This is a genomic window from Nannocystis exedens, assembly GCF_002343915.1.
Taxonomy (GTDB): domain Bacteria; phylum Myxococcota_A; class Polyangia; order Nannocystales; family Nannocystaceae; genus Nannocystis; species Nannocystis exedens.
Genome location: NZ_NETK01000001.1, coordinates 1812826 through 1831746, shown reverse-complemented (window position 1 = coordinate 1831746; position 18921 = coordinate 1812826). Strand labels below are relative to the sequence as shown.

At 71.6% G+C, this 18921-nt stretch carries 20 protein-coding genes; 10 read left to right on the top strand and 10 right to left on the bottom strand.

The annotated features are described in order from the left end of the window. The first annotated feature begins 34 nt into the window (after positions 1-34). The 6 genes from NAEX_RS07245 to NAEX_RS07220 all read left to right on the top strand — a co-directional run bounded on the left by NAEX_RS07245 (position 35) and on the right by NAEX_RS07220 (position 5783). Positions 35-1158 (top strand): IS3 family transposase gene (locus tag NAEX_RS07245; RefSeq protein WP_420814162.1). Its coding sequence is split into 2 segments (ribosomal slippage): positions 35-233 and positions 233-1158, totalling 1125 coding nucleotides; the frame shifts between segments, so codons are not numbered across the junction. A 128-nt stretch (positions 1159-1286) separates the two neighbouring features. After that, positions 1287-1565: a hypothetical protein gene (locus tag NAEX_RS07240; protein WP_143140824.1), complete on the top strand. Its 279-nt coding sequence runs from the start codon at positions 1287-1289 to the stop codon at positions 1563-1565. Next, entirely contained in the window at positions 1544-3130 is a 1587-nt protein-coding gene (locus NAEX_RS07230; RefSeq protein ID WP_143140825.1) for a DUF4215 domain-containing protein, read from the top strand. Before NAEX_RS07240 ends, NAEX_RS07230 begins: the two co-directional genes overlap by 22 nt. Before the next feature lie 233 nt (positions 3131-3363). Further along, positions 3364-3525, top strand: a complete 162-nt coding sequence (locus NAEX_RS49780; RefSeq protein ID WP_170135525.1) for a hypothetical protein — start codon at positions 3364-3366, stop codon at positions 3523-3525. Between the two features lie 89 nt (positions 3526-3614). Then, a complete protein-coding gene (locus NAEX_RS07225; protein ID WP_096326780.1) occupies positions 3615-4973 on the top strand; it encodes a hypothetical protein in 1359 nt (452 codons plus the stop codon). A 450-nt stretch (positions 4974-5423) separates the two neighbouring features. After that, a complete protein-coding gene (locus NAEX_RS07220) occupies positions 5424-5783 on the top strand; it encodes a hypothetical protein (protein WP_096326779.1) in 360 nt (119 codons plus the stop codon). A gap of 417 nt (positions 5784-6200) precedes the next feature. On the opposite strand, the gene NAEX_RS07215 is transcribed toward NAEX_RS07220, so the two are convergent. Both NAEX_RS07215 and NAEX_RS47430 read right to left on the bottom strand, forming a co-directional pair. After that, positions 6201-6764: a hypothetical protein gene (locus NAEX_RS07215; protein ID WP_096326778.1), complete on the bottom strand. Its 564-nt coding sequence runs from the start codon at positions 6762-6764 to the stop codon at positions 6201-6203. A 310-nt stretch (positions 6765-7074) separates the two neighbouring features. After that, a complete protein-coding gene (locus tag NAEX_RS47430) occupies positions 7075-7203 on the bottom strand; it encodes an NADAR family protein (RefSeq protein ID WP_143140826.1) in 129 nt (42 codons plus the stop codon). A 293-nt stretch (positions 7204-7496) separates the two neighbouring features. Between NAEX_RS47430 and NAEX_RS07210 the strand changes: the two genes are divergently transcribed. After that, positions 7497-8264: a hypothetical protein gene (locus NAEX_RS07210; RefSeq protein ID WP_143140827.1), complete on the top strand. Its 768-nt coding sequence runs from the start codon at positions 7497-7499 to the stop codon at positions 8262-8264. 148 nt (positions 8265-8412) lie between these two features. After that, entirely contained in the window at positions 8413-9234 is an 822-nt protein-coding gene (locus tag NAEX_RS07205) for a GNAT family N-acetyltransferase (protein WP_096326776.1), read from the top strand. Positions 9235-9752: 518 nt separating this feature from the next. Here the strand turns inward: NAEX_RS07205 and NAEX_RS07200 are convergent. From NAEX_RS07200 to NAEX_RS07190, 3 genes are all read right to left on the bottom strand, one after another. Then, positions 9753-11198 carry a sensor histidine kinase gene (locus tag NAEX_RS07200; RefSeq protein WP_096326775.1) on the bottom strand — a complete coding sequence of 482 codons (1446 nt, stop codon included), beginning with the start codon at positions 11196-11198 and terminating at the stop codon, positions 9753-9755. Between the two features lie 18 nt (positions 11199-11216). Further along, entirely contained in the window at positions 11217-11993 is a 777-nt protein-coding gene (locus NAEX_RS07195; protein WP_096326774.1) for a response regulator transcription factor, read from the bottom strand. 151 nt (positions 11994-12144) lie between these two features. Then, on the bottom strand, positions 12145-13833 hold the full coding sequence (locus NAEX_RS07190; protein WP_096326773.1) for an MXAN_6577-like cysteine-rich protein: 1689 nt from the start codon (positions 13831-13833) through the stop codon (positions 12145-12147). Between the two features lie 285 nt (positions 13834-14118). Between NAEX_RS07190 and NAEX_RS07185 the strand changes: the two genes are divergently transcribed. Then, the gene (locus tag NAEX_RS07185) at positions 14119-14769 is read left to right on the top strand and encodes an SIMPL domain-containing protein (protein ID WP_170135524.1); all 651 of its coding nucleotides are present in this window, start codon (positions 14119-14121) and stop codon (positions 14767-14769) included. On the opposite strand, the gene NAEX_RS07180 is transcribed toward NAEX_RS07185, so the two are convergent. From NAEX_RS07180 to NAEX_RS07160, 5 genes are all read right to left on the bottom strand, one after another. Further along, on the bottom strand, positions 14756-15253 hold the full coding sequence (locus tag NAEX_RS07180; protein ID WP_096326771.1) for a hypothetical protein: 498 nt from the start codon (positions 15251-15253) through the stop codon (positions 14756-14758). The genes NAEX_RS07185 and NAEX_RS07180 overlap by 14 nt on opposite strands. Before the next feature lie 14 nt (positions 15254-15267). Next, complete coding sequence (locus NAEX_RS07175; RefSeq protein ID WP_096326770.1) at positions 15268-15777, bottom strand: SRPBCC domain-containing protein; 510 nt, start codon at positions 15775-15777, stop codon at positions 15268-15270. Next, positions 15774-16115 (bottom strand): ArsR/SmtB family transcription factor, encoded by a 342-nt coding sequence (locus NAEX_RS07170; protein WP_096326769.1) that lies wholly within the window; start codon positions 16113-16115, stop codon positions 15774-15776. The genes NAEX_RS07175 and NAEX_RS07170 overlap by 4 nt, the downstream gene beginning before the upstream one ends. After that, positions 16105-16572, bottom strand: a complete 468-nt coding sequence (locus NAEX_RS07165; protein ID WP_096326768.1) for a VOC family protein — start codon at positions 16570-16572, stop codon at positions 16105-16107. The genes NAEX_RS07170 and NAEX_RS07165 overlap by 11 nt, the downstream gene beginning before the upstream one ends. 110 nt (positions 16573-16682) lie before the next feature. Continuing rightward, positions 16683-17984, bottom strand: coding sequence for a hypothetical protein (locus NAEX_RS07160; protein ID WP_096326767.1), 1302 nt, complete (start codon positions 17982-17984; stop codon positions 16683-16685). A 689-nt stretch (positions 17985-18673) separates the two neighbouring features. Here NAEX_RS07160 and NAEX_RS07155 point away from each other — a divergent pair. Beyond that, positions 18674-18919: a hypothetical protein gene (locus NAEX_RS07155; RefSeq protein ID WP_096326766.1), complete on the top strand. Its 246-nt coding sequence runs from the start codon at positions 18674-18676 to the stop codon at positions 18917-18919. Positions 18920-18921: the final 2 nt, after the last annotated feature.

Below are 18921 nucleotides of genomic sequence, written 5' to 3'. Positions count from 1 at the left end.
GTTCACGCCGGAGCAGAAGGCCGAGGCGGTCAAGATCGTCAAGACTTCAGGGAAATCGGTGGCGCAGGTCGCTCACGAGATGGGCTTGACGGTGAGCGCGCTGCGGAGCTGGGTGAAGCAGGACGAGATCAACCAGAACCCGGCCCCGCGAGGACCGCTGACGACGGACGAGCGGGCCGAGCTCGCCCGGCTGCGCAAGGAGCTGAAGCGGGTGGAGATGGAGCGCGACTTTTTAAAAAAAGCGGCGGCCTTCTTCGCCAGGGAGACGTGACCGACTTCCAGGTGATCGCGGCGGAGGAGGCCAATTTCCCGGTCAGCATGATGTGCGAGCTCCTCGAGGTCTCGCGGAGCGGCTTCTATGCGTGGAAGACGCGTGAGCCATCGCCGAGAGCGCAGGAGAACGCGGCGCTCGTCCAGGAGGTGGCGGAGATCCATGCCGCGAGCAGGAAGACCTACGGGAGCCCGCGAATTCGCAGAGAACTACGCGAGCGTGGCCGCAAGGTCAGCCGCAAACGCGTGGCCCGGCTCATGCGCAAAGAGGGCATCCAAGGCCGTCGTAGGCCGAAATTCAGGAGGACCACCGACTCGAACCACAAGCTCCCCGTGGCCGAAAACATCCTCGATCGCAACTTCACCGTCAGCAAGCCCGACAAGGCGTGGGTCGCCGACATCACGTACGTCTGGACCCTCGAGGGCTGGCTCTACCTCGCGGTGATCATCGACCTGTTCTCGCGCCGCGTCGTCGGCTGGTCGATGGCCGACCACATGCGCACCGAGCTGGCCCTCGGCGCGCTGAGGGCCGCGCTGGGACATAGCGAGCCGTCCGAGGAGGGACTCCTCTTCCACTCCGACCGAGGCTCCCAGTACGCAGCAGACGACTACCGGGAGGCCCTGCGCGAGGCAGGCATGACGTGCAGCATGAGCCGCAAGGGCAACTGCTGGGACAACGCGGTCGCCGAGAGCTTCAACAGCACGCTGAAGACCGAGCTCGTGCATCGCGCGATCTTCCTCACGCGAGAGAGCGCGAGGACGGCTATCTCAGAATGGATCGAAGTGTTCTATAACCGTCAACGTCGCCACTCGTCGATCGGCTACTCGACCCCGATCGCCTACGAGGAGAGCTTCTACGCCGGACAGGCGGAGACGCAAGCGGCGTAAGCAAAGTGTCCACTTTTTCGGGGCAATCCCACGTAGCCGAGTACAAGCGACGTGTGCGCGCCAGGCGGCGATGGCGTCGGTGAGTTGCCACCCCTGCTCACCCGAGGCAGGTTGCTCCGGATCCCCCGTTGACCCTCTCGTTGCGTTCCACGGGCGCACCGAGCAGCGCAATGAACGGAGCGGCCGCCAACGGCTCGATGCTGGTTGGCTACACGCCCCAATTCACGGGCGCCCCCGCGGCGGACGGCTACGCACGGATCTTCACGATGGACCGCAACGGGACCGGCGGTCTAGACGGCGGGGTCGATAACGACCACTCCTTCGAGACCTGGTTCTGGCCGTTGCGCGTCGGGACCATGAGTCGTATGCCAGGTTCGGAGGCCAAGTGGCGCGTCATCTCGTACTGATCACCTTGATCGCGGTTCCTCTCGCGGCGGCCTGTCAACCGGACGAAGCCGCGACCGACAGCGCCGACGTCTCGACGACCGAACCGAGCTCCACCACCTCGGGCAGTCCGGAGCCGACGACCGCGAGCTCTGCGTCCTCCGAGGCCAGCCCGGGCACGACGACCGCGGAAGCGACCACCGTGGAGCCGACGTCGGGCGAATCGGGCTCGACTGCGGAGCCGACGTCGACCGCCACGAGCGTCGACGACAGCAGTACGAACGCGGACGCTGAGTGCGGCGACGGCCTGGTCGGTGGCGCCGAGGAATGCGACGACGAAAACCGCGTCAGCTTCGACGGATGCAGCGCGGGCTGCCAGATCGAGGTGCCGATCGTCCGGATATGCGCGGGAGCGTCCCGGACTTGTGTCGTCGACGAGATGGCGCGATTGAAGTGCTGGGGAGCAGGTGTCCTCGGCAACGTCGGCGACGAGCCCGGGGAGATGGGAGCGGACCTGCCGTTCGTCGATCTCGGCATGGACGTGCAGGAGATCACGTGTCAGGGCCACTTCTGTGCGCTCGGCAGCGAGGGACAGGTCAAGTGTTGGGGCGGGGCCAAAGGGGATTACCTCGGACTCGGCACGACGGAGTTTGTCGGCGACGATCCCGACGAGATGGGGGACGCGCTCCCGGCGGTCGAGCTCGGCGAGGCCGCCGTGGCAATCGGCAACAGCGCTCGCGGGACCTGTGCCTTGCTCGAGAGCGGCGCACTGAAGTGCTGGGGTTATAACGCCGAGGGTCAGCTCGGTCTCGGCGACACCGCGACCCGCGGCGACTCTCCCGGCGAGATGGGCGCCGCGCTGCCCGCGATCGATCTCGGGGACATGTCGCCGACCGCGGTCGTTGCCGGGCATCACGCCAATTGTGCGCTCGACGACCTGGGCCGGCTAAAGTGCTGGGGAATGGGCGTACTGCTCGGGCTCGAGAACTGGGACCTGCAAGGCGATGAGCCTGCCGATATGGGCGATGCGCTGCCGTTTGTCGACGTGGGCGCTGGCGCCGAGATCGCGCAGGCATCCGCGACCGACGGGACAACTTGCGTCGTGCTCGTAGACGGCCGTCTCAAGTGCTGGGGCGAGGACGACGGCTCGCACGTGCTGTGGCCGTTCGCCAGCAGTACCTACTACGGCTGGATGCCCGGCGAGATGGGGGACGACCTCCCGGCATACGACCTCGGTCCGAGCAAGGCGATCGCCGTCGCCACCGGCCGTCACAGCGCCTGTGTGCAGCTCGAGAACAAGTCGTTGAAGTGCTGGGGCGGTAACACCTTCGGGCTGATGGGGACCGGTTCAGACGTGGCTTGGCCGGGCTCGCCACTCGCCCAGGTGCCGGCGATCGACCTCGGCGACGGCGAGACCGTTGAGCGGTTCTCCCACGGGTTCCACCACGCCTGCGCGATTGTGTCCGGTGGCCGGGTGAAATGCTGGGGCGACAACGGAGGCGGCGAGCTCGGGTACGGCGACACCAATCATCGCGGCGACGAACCCGACGAGATGGGTGACGCGCTGCCGTACGTCGAGATCTTCTGAATCACGGCATGCTGCCACGGTCGGCCAGCCACGCATTGGCAGCCCGACTGGCAGGCGTTGGGCGCCGATGCCCGCGGCGCGCGTCGAGCTGCTCCAATCACGGCCGCACCTTGTCCAAGGCGGCAGCCGGCGTCCCTGCCCCGGACGAGTTCGGCCGCGCGGATCGAGACGGCCGCGCTGTAAGGCGCCGCGCTCCTGCGAGATGCACCACATCGAACCCCTCGGCTACTCCCGTGACCTCTTCTGCCTGTTGTCGTCCTGGGCCTCGCCACCGCGTCCTTGAGCTCGCGCCGGCCTGCTGGCCGCAGACTCTGCAGAAGCAGGAGACCCAGCAGCGGCTGGCAGGCAACGTCTTCCGCCGCATCGCGCTCGGCGAGCAGGCCGGCATCGTGTGACCAAACAGCGCGAAACTCGCAGCGGAACGGAGATAGGTCGGGGACGAACCTGGCACGGCCGCGGCGCCGGCCCGCGCGTTGCCCCGGGTGTGCCGCTCGCGCCTGCCGCCGCCGTCGTCCTCCTCCTCACGGCGCCCAGGCGCGAGGAGACCGGCCACTTCCTCGCAAGCCCGTGGCCGGGCGATCCGACCACTGCGCTCGGCACGCGTGAAGCGCTGCAGGTCGCTGTTCGCGCCGCGCCGTCTCCCGCGGGGCCGGAGCTCGTCGCGCTGACCGGCGACGATCCGGGCGGACACCTCGCACGCGCGCAGGCGCATCTGCAGCGCGCCGAGTGGCGAATGGCCGTTTTTTACCTGAATCGCCACGCCGAGGTCGCCGACGCGCGTTCGGCCGTGATCGCCCGCTACGATGCCGGTCTCATCGACATCGGCCTCGGCGGCGCAGCGCGGCACCTGTTCGAAGCATTGCTCGAGGCTCCCACGTCCACGCATTCGCTGGCCGCGGAGCTGTTCTGGGGTGCGCGCTCTCTGTTGGTGGACGATAGCGAGCGTCGCTGGCACGCTCGCATGGCGTTGACCGGGTTCGGCCGCGCCGCCGGCCCCGAGCTGCAGATCCTGGCGGAGATCGAGCTGGCGCGACTGCTGTGGCAGCAGTCGTGTCCGATCGCCGACATCGGCGGCACCTGCGGTGTCATGAGCCGGGTCAACTGGCACGTAGGCTGTGGTCGCGTCCAGCGCGACGCCCTCCTCGTCGTTGAGCGCGACGCCGAGCTCGCCGGCGAGGCGCGGCGTCGCCTGCAGTCGGCCCTCCGCCGCGCCCGTGCGCTGCCGACCAGCGAGCGACTCTCCGAAGCCGTCATGCACGCCCGCTGGTTGCTCGCCGAGTCGACCTTCGAAGAGTTGCTTCGCCTGCATCAGCCGATCGGCCTCGACTTCTCGCTCGAGGAGTGGCGCGCAGAGCTGCCCGGACGGCGACACGCGCTCATCCTGTCGAACCAGCGCGCCACGCATGACGCGTCGACCCGCCGCATGAGCGCCTTCATCACCCGCAAGTACGCGCTGCACCGGCAGCTCGAGCGCGAATACGACGCGATCATCGCTGAGGCCGATCCACACACCATCTTTGCCGCCCTCCACCGCGGGGCCCAGGCCACCCGCGACGTCGTCCTGCACCTCGAGCTGGACCGCAACCGCCCGCCGAAAGACGATTTCTTCTGTTGCTACAGCGATCGTTTCGCTCCAATGCTGGCCGCCGCGGCCGAGCGGACGGCGAGCTGTGCCTCCCTCGCCGTCGAGACCGGGCTCGTCGACGAGTGGGCCACGCGCTGCCAGGACGCCGCCGCCGAACTGGAACCCGACCGCTTCCCAAGCCGCGACGAGCTCACGCCCGATCGGGCGTCCTCGCAGCCCGTCGCCTTCGACCTCGTCGCGAACCTCGACCACGATTGATGGACATCACACACGGCACCTCGCGCCGCCGTCCTCCGCGAGCTCCTTCTGCGAGCCCAGGAGGGGAGTCAGCTCGTCTGGCCTTCGCGGTCTTCACCGTCTCCTGGATTTCTTTAGGACCAGGGATGTCAGGTGGGCACTCCAGAGATCTCCAAGAACCTCAGTGCCCGCGCGTAGCCGCACTGTCAGGCGAGCGGGCGCGAACGGGGTGTTACCGAACGCGGAATTCGCGGGAATTCGAGGTCTGGAGGCCGGCTGGAGGGCCGGGAGGCCCGTCGAGGTCGGAACGTCTCCGTTCGACTTCAACGGCGATGGCTGGCACGAGCCCGCCTGCCTGTGGCGAGCATGACGAGGAGCGAGTGCTGGGGCGCGAGAGCGAGCACGGCCGCCCTGGGTCGCGGCGCTCGAATCCCGATGGGCGGCCGATCACATCGCATCTATCCTCGGCAGATGGAGAAGATCACTGTCCTGTTTCACGCGCCGGTGCCGGTCGGTCATCGCGTCCAGGTCGTCTGGTACGAGTGCATGCAGGGCGGGATCTTCGGCGGGAAGATGGCGCTCCTCGAGCACGAGCCCCAGATCATCGACCTCGTCACCGGCGTCGAGTACGTCTCCGACAAGCTGACCGGCACCTCCGGCGAGAAGCAGGGGGGCAAGCCGATCGCGGTCGGTCCGGGGATCGATGCCCGGGCGAAGCCGAGGTACCAGCTCGTCGGCGTCGTCCAGCGCTGCCGCATCATCCACCACCGGACCTTCGGCGAGCTCGAGGCACAGACCGAGCTGACGATCGCCCCGCAAGCCGAACCGTGAGCCAGGCGTAGGTCGAGGCGGCTGCTGGTCCGCAGTCGCGGCGATTGGCGGTGCTCGTCGACGCGGGCGCCCGGCGAGCGCGAGAGCGAATCGCCGGTCCGAAATTGCGAGCGGCCCGCTGGGAGGGCGAGCCGCGTCGAGTCATGAAGCGGTGACCCGTCGAGGTGACGCGCTGCGGCTTTCAGGTGCACATGGAGTCGCTGCTCGGCCACCTGCGCGGGATCGAGGCGCCGGCGGTGCGGGCGGTGCTGACGGCGGTGCTGTCGGAGCCGATCGCGGCGCAGGAGCGGATGCCGCAGATCGTCTGAGGGGCTGGCTTTTCCGAGTTGCTCTCGCGGACATGTCTTGAAAGACATGTCCTTGGGCCCGGCGAGAACGAGCGGTCCGCGATTGATGGTCGACGGCGTGCGGGCCGCCTTACGTGGCGAGGGCCAGGACCCGTTCGTAGGTGGCGTGTGGGACCGAACAGTACGGAGCGACGAACGGCACCGCCGACATCCCCGGCCACGGCGCGACCGAGGGCCGTGGCAACAGCAGGAACGACCCGGCGCGATGGTCGAGGCGTATACCGCCCACCATTTGCTGGCCCATCCGGACGTTGACGCTCGTCACCCGCAGGGTCGCGTTCGCGGTCTCCCCGAGGATGTTGCCCTGTCCGTCACGAAGCTCGACGCCGTGTTCGAACAGCGCGAAGTCGTAGAGCGTGCGCTTGAAGTACTCGGCCCCGGGGTAGCCGAGCCGCACGAGGAGGAAGATCATCCCGGTCACGCCGAAGACCATGGCCGGCCCCGCGAAGGCGGCCGACCAGGGGGCGTCGGGGCTGACCGCCAACTTCAGGAGCGGCGCGAGCAGAGCCGCCGGAGCCAGCGCGAAGGCGGCGGTCGCGAGCCAGAAGTGAGGCCAGTGTGTGTCCCAGACCCTCTCTCTGGCGAGTGCGGAGCCACGAGCACCATGTGCGGGCGACGTGTTCGTGGTGGTCATCGGGCTCGAGTACCACGCCGCCTGACCCTGGGATCCTCGCAGCGGGCGTTTACTTCACCAACCGGACGGCTCGCATGGCACGGCCCTGACGTCCCTGCGGAAGACGCGCGGCACGCGGATCGCCGACGGTGGTGGTGGGGTCGCGGCCGTCGCCGCGCATCTTCGCCGCAAGGACCTCCAGACCGCGAGCCGGTACATCGACCGTCGTGGCGCCAGCTCCCGCGGGCTCAAGGCGCTGGAGTGCTGATGGAGGGATAGCTTCGCGCCTTTCTAACTTGCCGTGAGGATTCCAAAAAAAAATCCACTTGGCCTACTGCGCCTGGAAGTCGTGCTCGCTGGTCGGCCACCTCTTGCCGCCGAGCAAGATCGGGAACGGGGCGAAGTTGGACAGCTCGCCGTACGGATCGGCGGGCAGGTAGAACTCGATCACGGCGGACATGGCGGTGGTCGCAATTTCGCCGGGGCCTGGGCGCGGCGCCAGTCGGGGCGCGCGGTGGTGAGCTGGCCCGATGGACATGTCCCAGGGCGCTCGGGCGTCTTTTTGTGAAGGCCAGGGATTCGCTCGGTGCGCGTGGACCGCGTCGTCGGAGCTGCCAGAGGGGTGCAGCCAGCTGCGGGAGGAAGCTCATCTCGAGCCCTGCGCTCCGTCGCCGGTGACGTGGGTCGCGCGGTCGCGGTCGCGGGCGAGGAGGACACCGCAATTTTTCCCGGGGGTCCGGCTACTCCGCCGGCATGACCCTGTCATCCTTTCCCTTCGCTCGCGCTTGCCTCCTCGCCGGGGTGTTCACACTCACGGCGTGTCCCGTCGGCGAGCCGGTGACCACCGACACCGACGCCACGGCGGGCACCGACGCCACGGCGGGCACCGACGCCACGGCGGGCACCGACGCCACGACCGAGACGACGACCGCTGGACCGACGTCGACCCTGGACCCCACGGCGCCGACGTCGACGGACGGCGCGACGGACGGCGCGACCGACCCCACGACCGACAGCGACACCGACACGACCACCGGCGACGTGGTCCCGCCCGAGCTCGACGCGGCTTGCGAGTCGCTGTGCGAGAAATTCATCGAGTGCGAGTGGGAGCCCCAGTATCGCGACATCGCCTCCTGCAAGCTCGATTGCGTCGGCAACACTCCCGGCGGCATCTGCACCGCGCCCTCGGTCGCGCTCTACCAGTGCGCCGGCGGGCTGACGTGCGAGGAGCTGCTGGCCGAGGAGTGGGTCACTTGCGCCGCGGAGGAGGAGGCGCTCCCGGAGGAGTGCGGGGAGCCGGACTGCCAGAACCTCGGCTCGAGCGGGGGCCCGGACTCCTGCTCGTTCGGCTACCAGTGCCCGAACTCGGGCGCGCAGGAGATCGCGTGCGAGGGCGACACCTGCACGTGCCTCGTCGACGGCGAGCCGATGGGCACCTGCGGCGCCTCCGAGGGGTTCTGCGACCTGGAGCCGTACGAGAAGGCGGACATCGCGTTCGAGTGCTGCGGCTTCGAGTTCTGACCGATCGCCGCGAGGCGGCGATTCGCGTGGCCGCGCGCCTCATGGTCCTCCATGAGGCGCTCGGCGCGACGGTGATGCCTGGCCGAAGAGACAGGCCGCAGGGCCGGCCTTGGCCGGCGGGGCGAGTTGGCGTAAGCTCGCGCGAGTCATGTCGAACCTGACGCCGAGAGACATCGCCGCGCTCGAGGAGCGCCGGCAGGCGGAATGCACGGTCACGGCCGCGCTGGTGTCGGAGCCGATCGGCGGCGGCTTCATGTCGGTCAGCGGCGTCGGCTCGTGGACCAATCAGGCGTGCGGGCTCGGGCTGGCCGGGCCGGTCGAGGCGGCGGAGATCGACCGCCTGATCGAGTTCTACGCCAGCCGCGGCATCGAGCCGAAGATCGAGGTGAGCGCGTTCGCCGACGAGACGCTGCTCGCCGGGCTGGCGGCGCGAGGGTTCGTGCTGCGCGAGTTCGAGGCGGTGCTGGCCCGGCCGCTGGCGCCCGGCGAAGCGTTCGCGCCGGCGCAAGGCTGGCCGCCGGGGATCACGTTCGTCCGCGTCGATCCGCAGGACGCGGCGCAGGTCGAGGCGTTCATCGAGGCGTCGACCTGCGGCTTCCGCCCGGAGGGCTCGCCGGTGCCGGAGGAGCTGGCGGCGGCCTCGCGCCGGATCGTCGTGCAGCCGCGCACGGAGTCGTTCCTGGCGCTCGACGGCGAGGTCGCGGTCGGCGGCGGCTCGCTCGACGTCGGCGAAGGAGTGGGCGCGCTGCTCGGGACGTCGGTGCGGGCCGCCTACCGGGGGCGGGGGATCCAGCAAGCGCTGATCGCCCTGCGGCTGCGCGCAGCCCAGGCCCGCGGGTGCGCGGTGGTGTGCATCCATTCGCGCCCGGGGATCCCGACCGAGCGCAACGCGGCGCGCATGGGGTTCGCGCTGGTCTATCACAAGGTGGCGCTGGTGCGACCGGGCCCGGGGCTGGTGCCGTCGCCGTGAGCACGCGCCTGCTCGACGACCGGATCCGCCTGTGCCGCGGGCTCTTCGTCGGCGGGCGGCCGAGCGGATGACGACGCTGCTGCGCGAGACGCCGGAGCTGGCGGTGCGCCACGCGAACGACGGGCATCCGCGCGAGCTGCCGCGGCTGACGGCCGAAGACGCTGAGCGCGCCTGAATCATCACATGTCCTCGGGGACATATCGGATGCCTCCCGCGCACTCGGGCCCGCGGGCACGAGACGTGCGCCGAGCGCGATGCTCGATTGCGCATGTGGTTCGCATCAGCCCGGCCTCGCGCGCGGCCGCCGGGGCGCCGCGGCCCAGGGCGGGACCGTCGCAGGATCTCCGGGACCTGACCTGTCGGACATCGGCTGCTGGGCGCGGCCGCGACCCGATCGATGCATGTCCTGGGGGACATGTCCTTTCAAACGTCCGTCCTGCGCCGGTCGCGGCGGATCGCCGCATGTCCTCGGGGGCGGGGTGTCCCCGAGGCAGGTGCTCGGCGGCCCGCGCCAGGAATCACCCCTGGTAGGAGGCGGCGAGCGGCAGGGTGATGACGAGGGCGGCGCCGCGGCTCGGCGCGGTGTCGACGTGGATCGTGCCGCCGTGGGCGTCGACGATCCGGCGGGCGATGGCCAGGCCGAGGCCGGAGCCGCCGCGCCGGCGGGCCGGGTCGGCGGTGTAGAACTGTTCGAACACGTGCGGGCGATCGGCGGCGGCGATGCCGGGGCCCTGGTCGCGGACGACGATCTCGACGCGACCGCCGTGGCGCCGCGCGACGACCTCGATGACGCCGCCGCGCGGGGAGAACTTGAGGGCGTTGTCGAGGACGCACAGCAGGGCCTGGGCGATCCGCTCGGGGTCGATGCAGACGGTGAGCTCTTCGTCGAGGTCGAGGACGAGCGAGACGCGGCGGTCGAGCGCGCGCCCCTCGATGGCCCGCGTGGCCCGCTCGAGGACGGCGCGCAGCGAGGTGTCGACGCACTCGAGCCGGGTCGCGCCGGCCTCGAGGTGGCCGAGGTCGAGGAGGTCCTGGATCAGGGTGCGCAGCCGGGTGGTCTCGTCGACGGCGGTGCGCACGAACCGGGTCCGCAGCTCGGGGTCGTCGCCGGCGCCGCCGTCGAGCGCCTGCAAGGTGACGTGCAGGTTGGAGACCGGGGTGCGCAGCTCGTGCGAGGCGTTGGCGAGGAAGCTGCGCCGCTCGCCCTCGAGCGCGGCGAGCCGCTCGGCCATGCGGTTGAGCTCGGCCGCGAGCTCGCCGAGCTCGTCGGGGCGGGCGATCGCCAGGCGCGTGCCGAACTCGCCGCGGCCGAGCGCGACCGCGAAGTCGCGCATCTGCTGGATCGGCCGCGCCAAACCGCGCGCGAACCAGGCGACGAAGCCGGCGCCGACGACGAGGATGACGGCCAGGGCGGCGAGCACGGTGACGACGGTCGCCCGCGTGTGCGCCTGCAGCTGGGCGAGCGACCGCGACATGCGGACGACGCCGAGCTGGCGGTCGCCGCGGACGATCGGGACGGCGTGATAGATGCGGTCCTGGACGTCGATGAGGCCGGGGGCGATGCCGGTGACGGCCCGACCGGCGAGCGCCTCGGCCATCCCCGGGACGGCCGGCCAGACGATCGCGTTCTCGGCCGGCTCGTGCTGCGAGGTGGCGAGCAGCCGCCCGTCGGGCGCGATCACCCGCAAGGCGATGTCCTCGGGGGCGCCGTAGCGCTCGACGAGGACGCGCAGGCGGACGAGGTCGCCCTGCTCGAGCAGGTCGCCGGCGGTCTGGGCGATCGCGTGCGTGCGGGCCCCCAGGTCGGCCCCGGCCGAGGCGAGGTAGAAGCGCTCGAACGACCACAAGACGACGGACACCAGCGCGCCGGCGCACAGTACCAGCAGGCCGAGAGTGGTGACGAACAGCCGCTGGCGGACGTTGAGCCGCCCGAAGCGGGGCTGCGCGCGCGCGGTGGCCGGCATCGGGGTCCTCGACGAGGTTCAGGACGGCAGGTCGTAGCGGAAGCCGATCCCGGGGACGGTGATGACGAGGCGCGGCTGCGCCGGGTCCTCCTCGATCTTCTCGCGCAGGCAGCGGATGTGGACGGCGAGCAAGGTGTGGCCGTCGGGCGCGCCGGGGCCCCAGGTGCGCTCGATGAGCTCGGTGCGGGTGACGACGCGGCCGGGGTAGGAGAGGAGGAGCCGCAGCAGCGCGTACTCGGCGGCGGAGGTGGCGATCGGCCGGCCGCGCACCAGGACGGTGGCGCTGTCGAGGTCGACGACGACGCGGCCGCCGTCGAGGCGCCCGCGCGCCTGCGGCCGCTCCTGGGCGGCGATCCGCGGGATCGGGGCGTGGCGCAGCAGCTCCTCCATGCGCTGGACGAGCAGGCGATCCTCGTCGAGCAGGCGCTGGGCGCTGGCCCGCCGCCGCAGCACGGCGGCGATCCGGGCGATCAGCTCGGGGGTGTCGAACGGCTTGGTGACGTAGTCGTCGGCGCCGACGGTGAGGCCGTCGATCTTGTCCTGGCCGCGGTCGCGCGCGGTGAGCATGACGACCGGGACGTCCGAGTCGGCCCGCAGCCGCCTGCAGACCTCCATGCCGTCGATGCCGGGCAGCATGAGGTCGAGGATGACGACGTCCGGACGACGGGTGCGCGTCTGCTCGAGCGCGCTGGCGCCGTCCTCGGCGGTCGTGACGCTGTAGCCCTCGCGCGTGAGCGCGTAGGTGAGGCTGGCGCGCAACGGCTCTTCGTCGTCGACGATGAGGACTCGGGGCATGAGGGGGGCATGATCGGCGAGCGCACCGGCGCAAGGTGAGCCATACCCCTCGCGCCGGACTCGGCCCCAAAGACGGGCCTGGGGCGCTGTTCTGGCCGCATTCCAGGTCGTGAGCGATCTGCGCAGGGTGAGTGCGGTGATTGCGCAGGTTTCAGTGGACGGGTTCGTCGAAGTGGACGGCCCAGTTGTGGAGGCTGTAACCGTGGCGGCTGACGGTCGCGTCGGAGTCGCGCAGGTTGCCGCGCGCGCCGGTGGTCGGGCCGGCCCACACGCCCGGGGTGCCGGTGGCGGCGTAGCGGACGCGCTGGTTGCCGCCGACGGGCTCGGCGGCGAGGGTGAGCTGGACGGTGGTGGGCCCGGTCAGCGCGACCGCGGTGATCGCCGGCGGGGCGCCGCTGCTGTCGGTGAACTCGAAGCCGTAGTTGCCGGGGTTGGTGACGAGCGTCTCGTCGAGCACGAGCGGCGGGGCGGGCACGTCGAATTCGAGGGTGACGAGGTCGCCGGCGCGGGTGATCGCCCGCGGGGCCAGCGGGCGCCACGGCAGGCCGTCGATCAGCACGGCGCGGTAGACCTTGGCGTAGTACTCGCCGAGCCAGCGCGAGCCCTCGCCGGTGAGGTGGACGCCGTCGACGTAGGGGAGCATGTACTTGGGCCCGACGACGAAGATCCGGTCGGGCCGGGCCCGCGCGGCCGCCAGCTGCTCGCCGGGGATCCGCGAGACGCTGCTGCCGTACATGGTCCAGCTCGACATCTGGCACAGGAACAGCGGCACGGGGTAGGGCTGGCCGGTGATCGCCTGCACGTCGGCCTCGTAGTCGCTCTGCCAGGCCAGCAGGTCGTCGGCGTAGGCCAGGTTGCCGCCGAGGTGGTCGCTCTCGCCGTGGATGATGGCGACCGCCCGCACGGCGTAGGCCTCGCCGCTCATGGCGGCCAGGGCCGCGCCGGCGGTGACCTGGGCCAGGCCGTTGGCGTAGGGCGCGGTGCCCTTCTTGAGCGCGCCGTAGGGCTGACCGCCGACGCCGTGGGCCGAGGCGAGGATCTTGTGGGCGCTGCCGCGGGCCTGTTCGAGCTCGCTGACGAGGTTGGCGGCGCCCGAGGCGATGGTCTCGCCCTCGCCGCCGTTCCAGGTCTCGACCAGCGGGATGAAGCCGGTCAGGTCGACGCCGCCGGCCCGCACGCCGGTGTTGAACGAGACGTTGGTGAAGGGCTGCTCGGTGCTGACGACGACCGAGCCCGAGCCGGTCGACAGGCTCTGGCCGCTGATCAGCAGGTGGTGGAGGCCGACGCCGACGCACTCGCCGTAGACGCACGGCTGTCCCGAAGGACAGGGGACGTCGCAGCCGCCGCAGTGGGCCTCGTCGTTGCCGACGTCGACGCACTGCTCGCCGCACAGGGTCCGCGCAGGGGCGCACGCCGGGGCGCACGCGCCCGCGACGCAGGCGACGCCGGGCTCGCAGGCGCGGCCGCACTCGCCGCAGTGGGCCGGGTCGACGTCGAGGTCGACGCAGGCGCCGTCGCACGCGACCGAGCCGGGGCCGCAGGCGACGCTGCACTGGCCTTCGAGACAGGCGAGCCCGCGGTCGCACGGCCGGTCGCAGCCGCCGCAGTGGGCCGGGTCGTGGGCGAGGTCGACGCAGACGTCGCCGCACACGGCCAGCGGCGCGGGGCAGCCGCCCGCGGCGGTCGGGTCGTCGGTGCTCGCGGTCGCCGTCGGCTCGCCGGTGGCCCCCGCGGTGGCGCTGCCCGTCGAGCCGGCGCCGTCCTCGGTGGCGGTGCCGGCGGCGGAGGGGCAGGCGCCGAGCAGGGCGAGGAGGAGCAGGGGGCGGGCGCGGGCGGGCACGGCCCACGATCGATCGGTCGCGCCGCCGGTGCAAGCCGACCGCGCGCTCGCGCGCCCGCGCTCTGGTGAATGTCTCGACGGACATGTCATGGGGGACATCCGGCGCGCCGGCCCCGGGGCCGACTGAGCGCTGGCGCCCATCCGCGTGCGCGTGGCTGCGCGCGGCCCAGGGCGCCCCGTCCGCAGTTTGCAGGCGATGTCCGAGGCATCGCCGCGCGCCGCGAGGATCGGCGCTCAATCGCCGATCGCCCGCCGGCGGCGCGGGCACGTCCCACGCTCCCACTCATGCAACCACGAGAGTTCTTGAACACGAAGATGATCGAGGCGATCGGGAACAGCGTCGTGCGCGCGGAGCCGGACGCCGCGGTCCTGCGGCTCGGCGTGACCACGCAGGCCGAGGAGCCGGCCGAGGCGGTGCAGCAGAACGCCGAGAAGATGGCGAAGGTGATCGCGGCGGTGAAGAAGCAGAAGATCGACGAGTCGGCGATCCAGACCGCGGACCTGCAGCTCGAGTCGGTGACGAAGTGGGACGAGGACTCGCAGACCGAGATCCTGGTCGGCTACCGCGCGACCAACGTGATCCAGGTGACGGCGCCGATCGACAGGGCGGTGGCGGTCTACGACGCCGGGGTGAAGGCCGGGGTCAACACCGCCGGCGGGCTGCGCTTCGTGGTCACCGACGACAAGAAGTACCGGCGCGAGGGGCTGGCGCAGGCGACCAAGGCGGCGATCGACGAGATCCACGCGGTCGCCAAGGCGCTCGGGACCAAGCTCGACGGGCCGCTGGTCGCGGAGGTGATGGAGGTGGTCCCGCCGCCGCTGATCGACTACCACTTCGCGGCGGCCGACGAGATCGGGGCGGCCACGCCGATCATCCCGGGGCGGGTCGAGATCACCTCGCGCGTGCGCGTGGTGTACGAGATCAAGGCGACTTGACCGGGCCGTCGCAGGCGGTCCGCAGCTCCGCGAGCATTTGCTTGCACGCGTCGGCGAGGCCGGGATCCTTGACCTCCGTGTGCATGTACTTGAGCCACCCGGCCTCGTGGACGGCGGCCCGGCGCCGGCCGCTCATGATCTCGGGCTTCAGCCGCGGCTCGCAGGCGGCGTAGCGGGCGATGTACGCGTCGCAGGCGGGCAGGCCGATCGGCAGGTAGGCGGGCAGGTCCTTGGGGGCATGTCCCGAAGACGCTGTCTTTTCGGGCATGTCCGAAGGGGCCTGTCCTGGAGGACCGCCGACGGACGGCTCGACGCCGCCCGGGGCCGCGGCGGGGGGCGTCATGTCCGAAGGGGCAGGTTCCTCGTCGGGCGACCGGGCGGCGGGGGCCGGCTCGGCGGGGGCGATCAGCGGGGTCACGGTGGGGCCGGCGGCTTCGGGGGCGCAGCCGGCGAGGGCGACGAGGACGACCGCGAGCGTGCGCACGCGGGAAGGATAGCTCAAGGCGCGGGCGGGCGCGCGGCCGCGTGTTCGCGCAGCGAGCTCATCAGCTCGCCCCACCACAGGCCGATGCCGCGGATGAACGCGGGCACGGGCTGGCCGTGGCGGGCGGGGTGATCGGGGCGGATGCCGGCCCAGCCGCGGTGCTGGACGCGGACGAGGGTGCCGTCGCCGCTGGGCGTGAACTCGACCTCGACCTCGGTGGACTCGCCGGGGGCGAAGTTGGCCGCGCGCCAGGCGAACACCAGGCGGGTCGGCGGCTCCCACACCAGCACGCGCCCGGTCTCGACCACGCGGGTGCCGTCGTCGGTGGTGAACGACTCGAACAGGCGGCCGCCGACCTCGGGCTCGATGCGGATGAACCCGCGGTGCTTGCCGGCCACCCGGAACTTGCTGCCGCGGCGCCACCATTGATCGATCTCCTCGGTGAAGATCTCGAACGCCAGCGCGGGCGGCACCGCCACCGCCACCGACACGTCGGCCGCGTCGCCGCGGAGCTGCGTGCTCATGCCTTCCTCCCGCGGGCCCTGCGCTCGGCGTGGGCCTTGAATGCTTGCAGTTGGTCGCCCCAGAATTCCTCGACCTCGTCGAGCCAGCCGCGCAGGTCGGCGAACGGCGCGCGCTCGAGGCGGTACACGCGGACGCGGGCGTCGTCGTCCTGGGCGTCCTCGCGGACCAGCCCGGCCTTGCGCAGCACCCGGAGGTGGCGGCTCATGGCCGGGCGGGTCATGGCGAGCGCTTCGGCGATCTCGCTGGCGCGGCGAGGGGCGCGGCGCAGCAGGTCGACGACCCCGCGGCGCGTGGGGTCGGCGAGCGCGGCGAGGGTGCGGTCGAGGTCAGCTGCCACTCGGCCTCGGGTCGCGCACGCGCTGCATGAACCACCACTGGTGGCCCTCGGGGTCGAGCGCGCCGTAGCTGCGGTCGGCCCAGTAGTCGTCGCCGTAGTCCTCGGTGCTGGGCTCGCGGAACACCTGGGCCCCGCCGGCGCGGGCGCGGGCGCAGTGGGCGTCGACGTCGTCGACGTAGACGCACAGCGTCTGGGTGTTGCCGCCGTCGGTCATGCGCGGGCTGATGTGCTTCTGCTGGTAGCCCTCGCGGCCCGGGTCGCGCCGCTGGGTGCCGCCGACCATGATGAGGCCCTCGCCGAACACCAGCTCCGAGTGCTCGATGCTGCCGTTCTCGCCCTCGACCTTGAGGCGGACCTCGAAGCCGAACGCGCGGCACAGCCAGTCGATGGCGGCGGCGGGGTCTTCGTAAAAGATGCAGGAGGAGATGCGGGGCCATCCGGCCGGCGGGCTCTTCATAAGGTGCTCCCTTCGTTGCGGGTTCGTCGAATAGTTAACTTGAGAGAGAATTATTGTCAAGCGCGTGAACTCCGGGCCTGGAGGGCCCGGAGTTCGCTCGGGGGCGCGAATCACTTGGCGGGCGCGGGCCCGACGAGGGCCTCGTCGAAGCGCTTGACGTAGGCGGCCTGGGCCTTGGCCTTGGCCGGCGCGTCCTCGGCGACCGGCTCGATCACGGCGGCCAGCGCCTTGAACAGGGCCCGCCGCTCGCTGCCCGACGGGGTGCCGGCGATCCGGCGCAGCAGCTCGACCATCGCGGCGAAGTGGGCGGCGTGACGGTCGACCGCCTTGGTGATGTCGGTCAGGCGGGTGCGCAGCAGCGCGGCGTTCTTGGGGTCCTCGGGACCTGTGCTTTCGGCCAGGTCGACGATCAGCGCGTGGGCGACCCCCGACGGGTCGCCCTTGACCGGGTCGAGCTGCAGCAGGAGCGACGCGCCGCGCGGGGCCTGCGAGGCCTGGGCGGCGTTCTTGCCCCTGGCCTTCGACTGGGCCTGCTTGAGCTGCGGCTGCAGCTTGGCGGTGTCGCCGGCCCCGCGCACGGCGGCGGCAGAGAGGCGAGCGAAGCGGATCTCGAGCTCGGTGCTCGGGGGGCGCGGCGCCGGGGTGCCCTCGCTCGTGGCCAGCGCGGCGGCGAGGTCGGCCTGGGTGACCGGGGCGTCGTCGGGGCTGATCAGCAGGTCCTGCACGCCCTGCAGCTCGCGCACGAGGTCGCGGGCGAGGGCGTGGACCTCGTCGCCGCGCACGACCTCGTCGGCGCCGCTGCCCGCGAGCAGGCGAAAGTGGTACGGCGACGGCTCGCCGCGGCGGAGCAGGCCCCACACCTCGGCGCGCGCCTGCTCGTGGCGCAGGCGCGGCTCGTCGGGATCGCCGCCGCGCTGGATCACCGCGTGCTCGATCCGCAGCACGTTGGCCGCCGCGTCGTATCCCGCGGGCCGCCCGGGGTGATCGCGGAAGTAGCCGAGGTCGTAGACCATGCGGGTGTCGCCGCCGGACCGGAGCTGCTCCGACAGGCGCCCGAGCGGCGAGCCGCTCTCGGCGCTGATCCACAGCGCCGCGACCTTGTCGCCGCGCTCGACCTCGTGGACGATCGACAACTCGCTGAGCCGCCTGGAGGCGGCGTCGAGCAGCGGGCCGGTGAGCCGCTCGAGCTCGGGCTTGCCGGCCCCGGCCGGCCGGGCCGCGGCCTCCTCGAACTCCCCGGCGAGGGCGGCGTAGCTGCCCTTCGGCGCCGGCTTGCCGGTCGGGGCGGCGCTGCTCGGGCCGGTGCCGCCGGCGGCCTCGGGCGCGGTCGTGGCTGATTTTTCACATGCTCCGAGAGACAGGAGCCAAAGGGCAGATCCGAGGCAGCGCGAGAGGGCAGGGGATCGTCGCATGCGGGCGACTATGCCACACGCCCGGCGTGCGGAGACGCGCGCATGCACACGCAGCCGAGGGCTATCGTGACGCGATGAGGCGTGGCCGTTCGTCGCTGCTCTTGTCCGTGCTGCTGCCCTGCGTCGGTTGCGGCGACGACACCACCGCGACCACCGAGTCGATCTCGACCACTGAGCCGGGACGAGCACGACCGACGACACCAGCACCGGCGCGCCGATCACCGAGGGGCCGATGACCGGCACGCCGACCGCCAGCGCCGTGAGCGACAGCGAGACCGGCACGACGACGAGCGGCGAGACGACGACGAGCGGCGAGACGACGACGAGCGGCGAGACGACGACGAGCGGCGAGACGACGACGAGCGGCGAGACGACGACGAGCGGCGAGACGACCGACCACCGGCGAGGGCATCGTCGCCGCGCAGAAGCACAGCGGCAACGGGATCTACTACCGCCGCTTCCAGCCCGGCGGCGTCGGGTGGATCGATCCGGGCCCGGTGCAGCTGCCCGTCGACTTCCACTCCTGGTACGACGGCTTCATCGTCGGCATGAGCGACCAGCGCGAGTACGTGTTCCTGTGGCGCTCGGGTCGGCACGACGCTCGACATGCGGTTCTTCGCCGCCGACGGCGGTCGCGGAGGTCCAGCGGACCACGATCGACTTCGCGGGCTGGGACGGCAGGCACTGCTATGATTCGTTCCGCCGCCGGCACCAGGAGGTCCCGGTGCGCGGCCACGACTTCGTGCTCGGCGAGGTCTATCCACTGGCTCACGCCGCCGCAGAGCCGCGTCGGGCGTCACTTCGCCTACACGCCGCTCGGCGAGGGCGAGACCGACGTCAACCTCGACGAGGGTCTGACGATCCGCGTCGACGGGTTCGGCCGCAGCTTCCTGCGCGGGCCGGGCGAGGTCGTCTTGCGCGCCGACTACCCGTGAGC

What these genes read in the sequence shown, in the direction of transcription:
- NAEX_RS07220 (WP_096326779.1), top strand. Translation starts at nt 5,424, where the DNA reads ATGGAGAAGATCACTGTCCTGTTTCACGCGCCGGTGCCGGTCGGTCAT.
- NAEX_RS07215 (WP_096326778.1), bottom strand. Translation starts at nt 6,764, where the DNA reads ATGACCACCACGAACACGTCGCCCGCACATGGTGCTCGTGGCTCCGCA.
- NAEX_RS47430 (WP_143140826.1), bottom strand. Translation starts at nt 7,203, where the DNA reads ATGTCCGCCGTGATCGAGTTCTACCTGCCCGCCGATCCGTACGGCGAG.
- NAEX_RS07210 (WP_143140827.1), top strand. Translation starts at nt 7,497, where the DNA reads ATGACCCTGTCATCCTTTCCCTTCGCTCGCGCTTGCCTCCTCGCCGGG.
- NAEX_RS07205 (WP_096326776.1), top strand. Translation starts at nt 8,413, where the DNA reads ATGTCGAACCTGACGCCGAGAGACATCGCCGCGCTCGAGGAGCGCCGG.
- NAEX_RS07200 (WP_096326775.1), bottom strand. Translation starts at nt 11,198, where the DNA reads ATGCCGGCCACCGCGCGCGCGCAGCCCCGCTTCGGGCGGCTCAACGTC.
- NAEX_RS07195 (WP_096326774.1), bottom strand. Translation starts at nt 11,993, where the DNA reads ATGCCCCGAGTCCTCATCGTCGACGACGAAGAGCCGTTGCGCGCCAGC.
- NAEX_RS07185 (WP_170135524.1), top strand. Translation starts at nt 14,119, where the DNA reads ATGCAACCACGAGAGTTCTTGAACACGAAGATGATCGAGGCGATCGGG.
- NAEX_RS07175 (WP_096326770.1), bottom strand. Translation starts at nt 15,777, where the DNA reads ATGAGCACGCAGCTCCGCGGCGACGCGGCCGACGTGTCGGTGGCGGTG.
- NAEX_RS07165 (WP_096326768.1), bottom strand. Translation starts at nt 16,572, where the DNA reads ATGAAGAGCCCGCCGGCCGGATGGCCCCGCATCTCCTCCTGCATCTTT.
- NAEX_RS07160 (WP_096326767.1), bottom strand. Translation starts at nt 17,984, where the DNA reads ATGCGACGATCCCCTGCCCTCTCGCGCTGCCTCGGATCTGCCCTTTGG.
- NAEX_RS07155 (WP_096326766.1), top strand. Translation starts at nt 18,674, where the DNA reads ATGATTCGTTCCGCCGCCGGCACCAGGAGGTCCCGGTGCGCGGCCACG.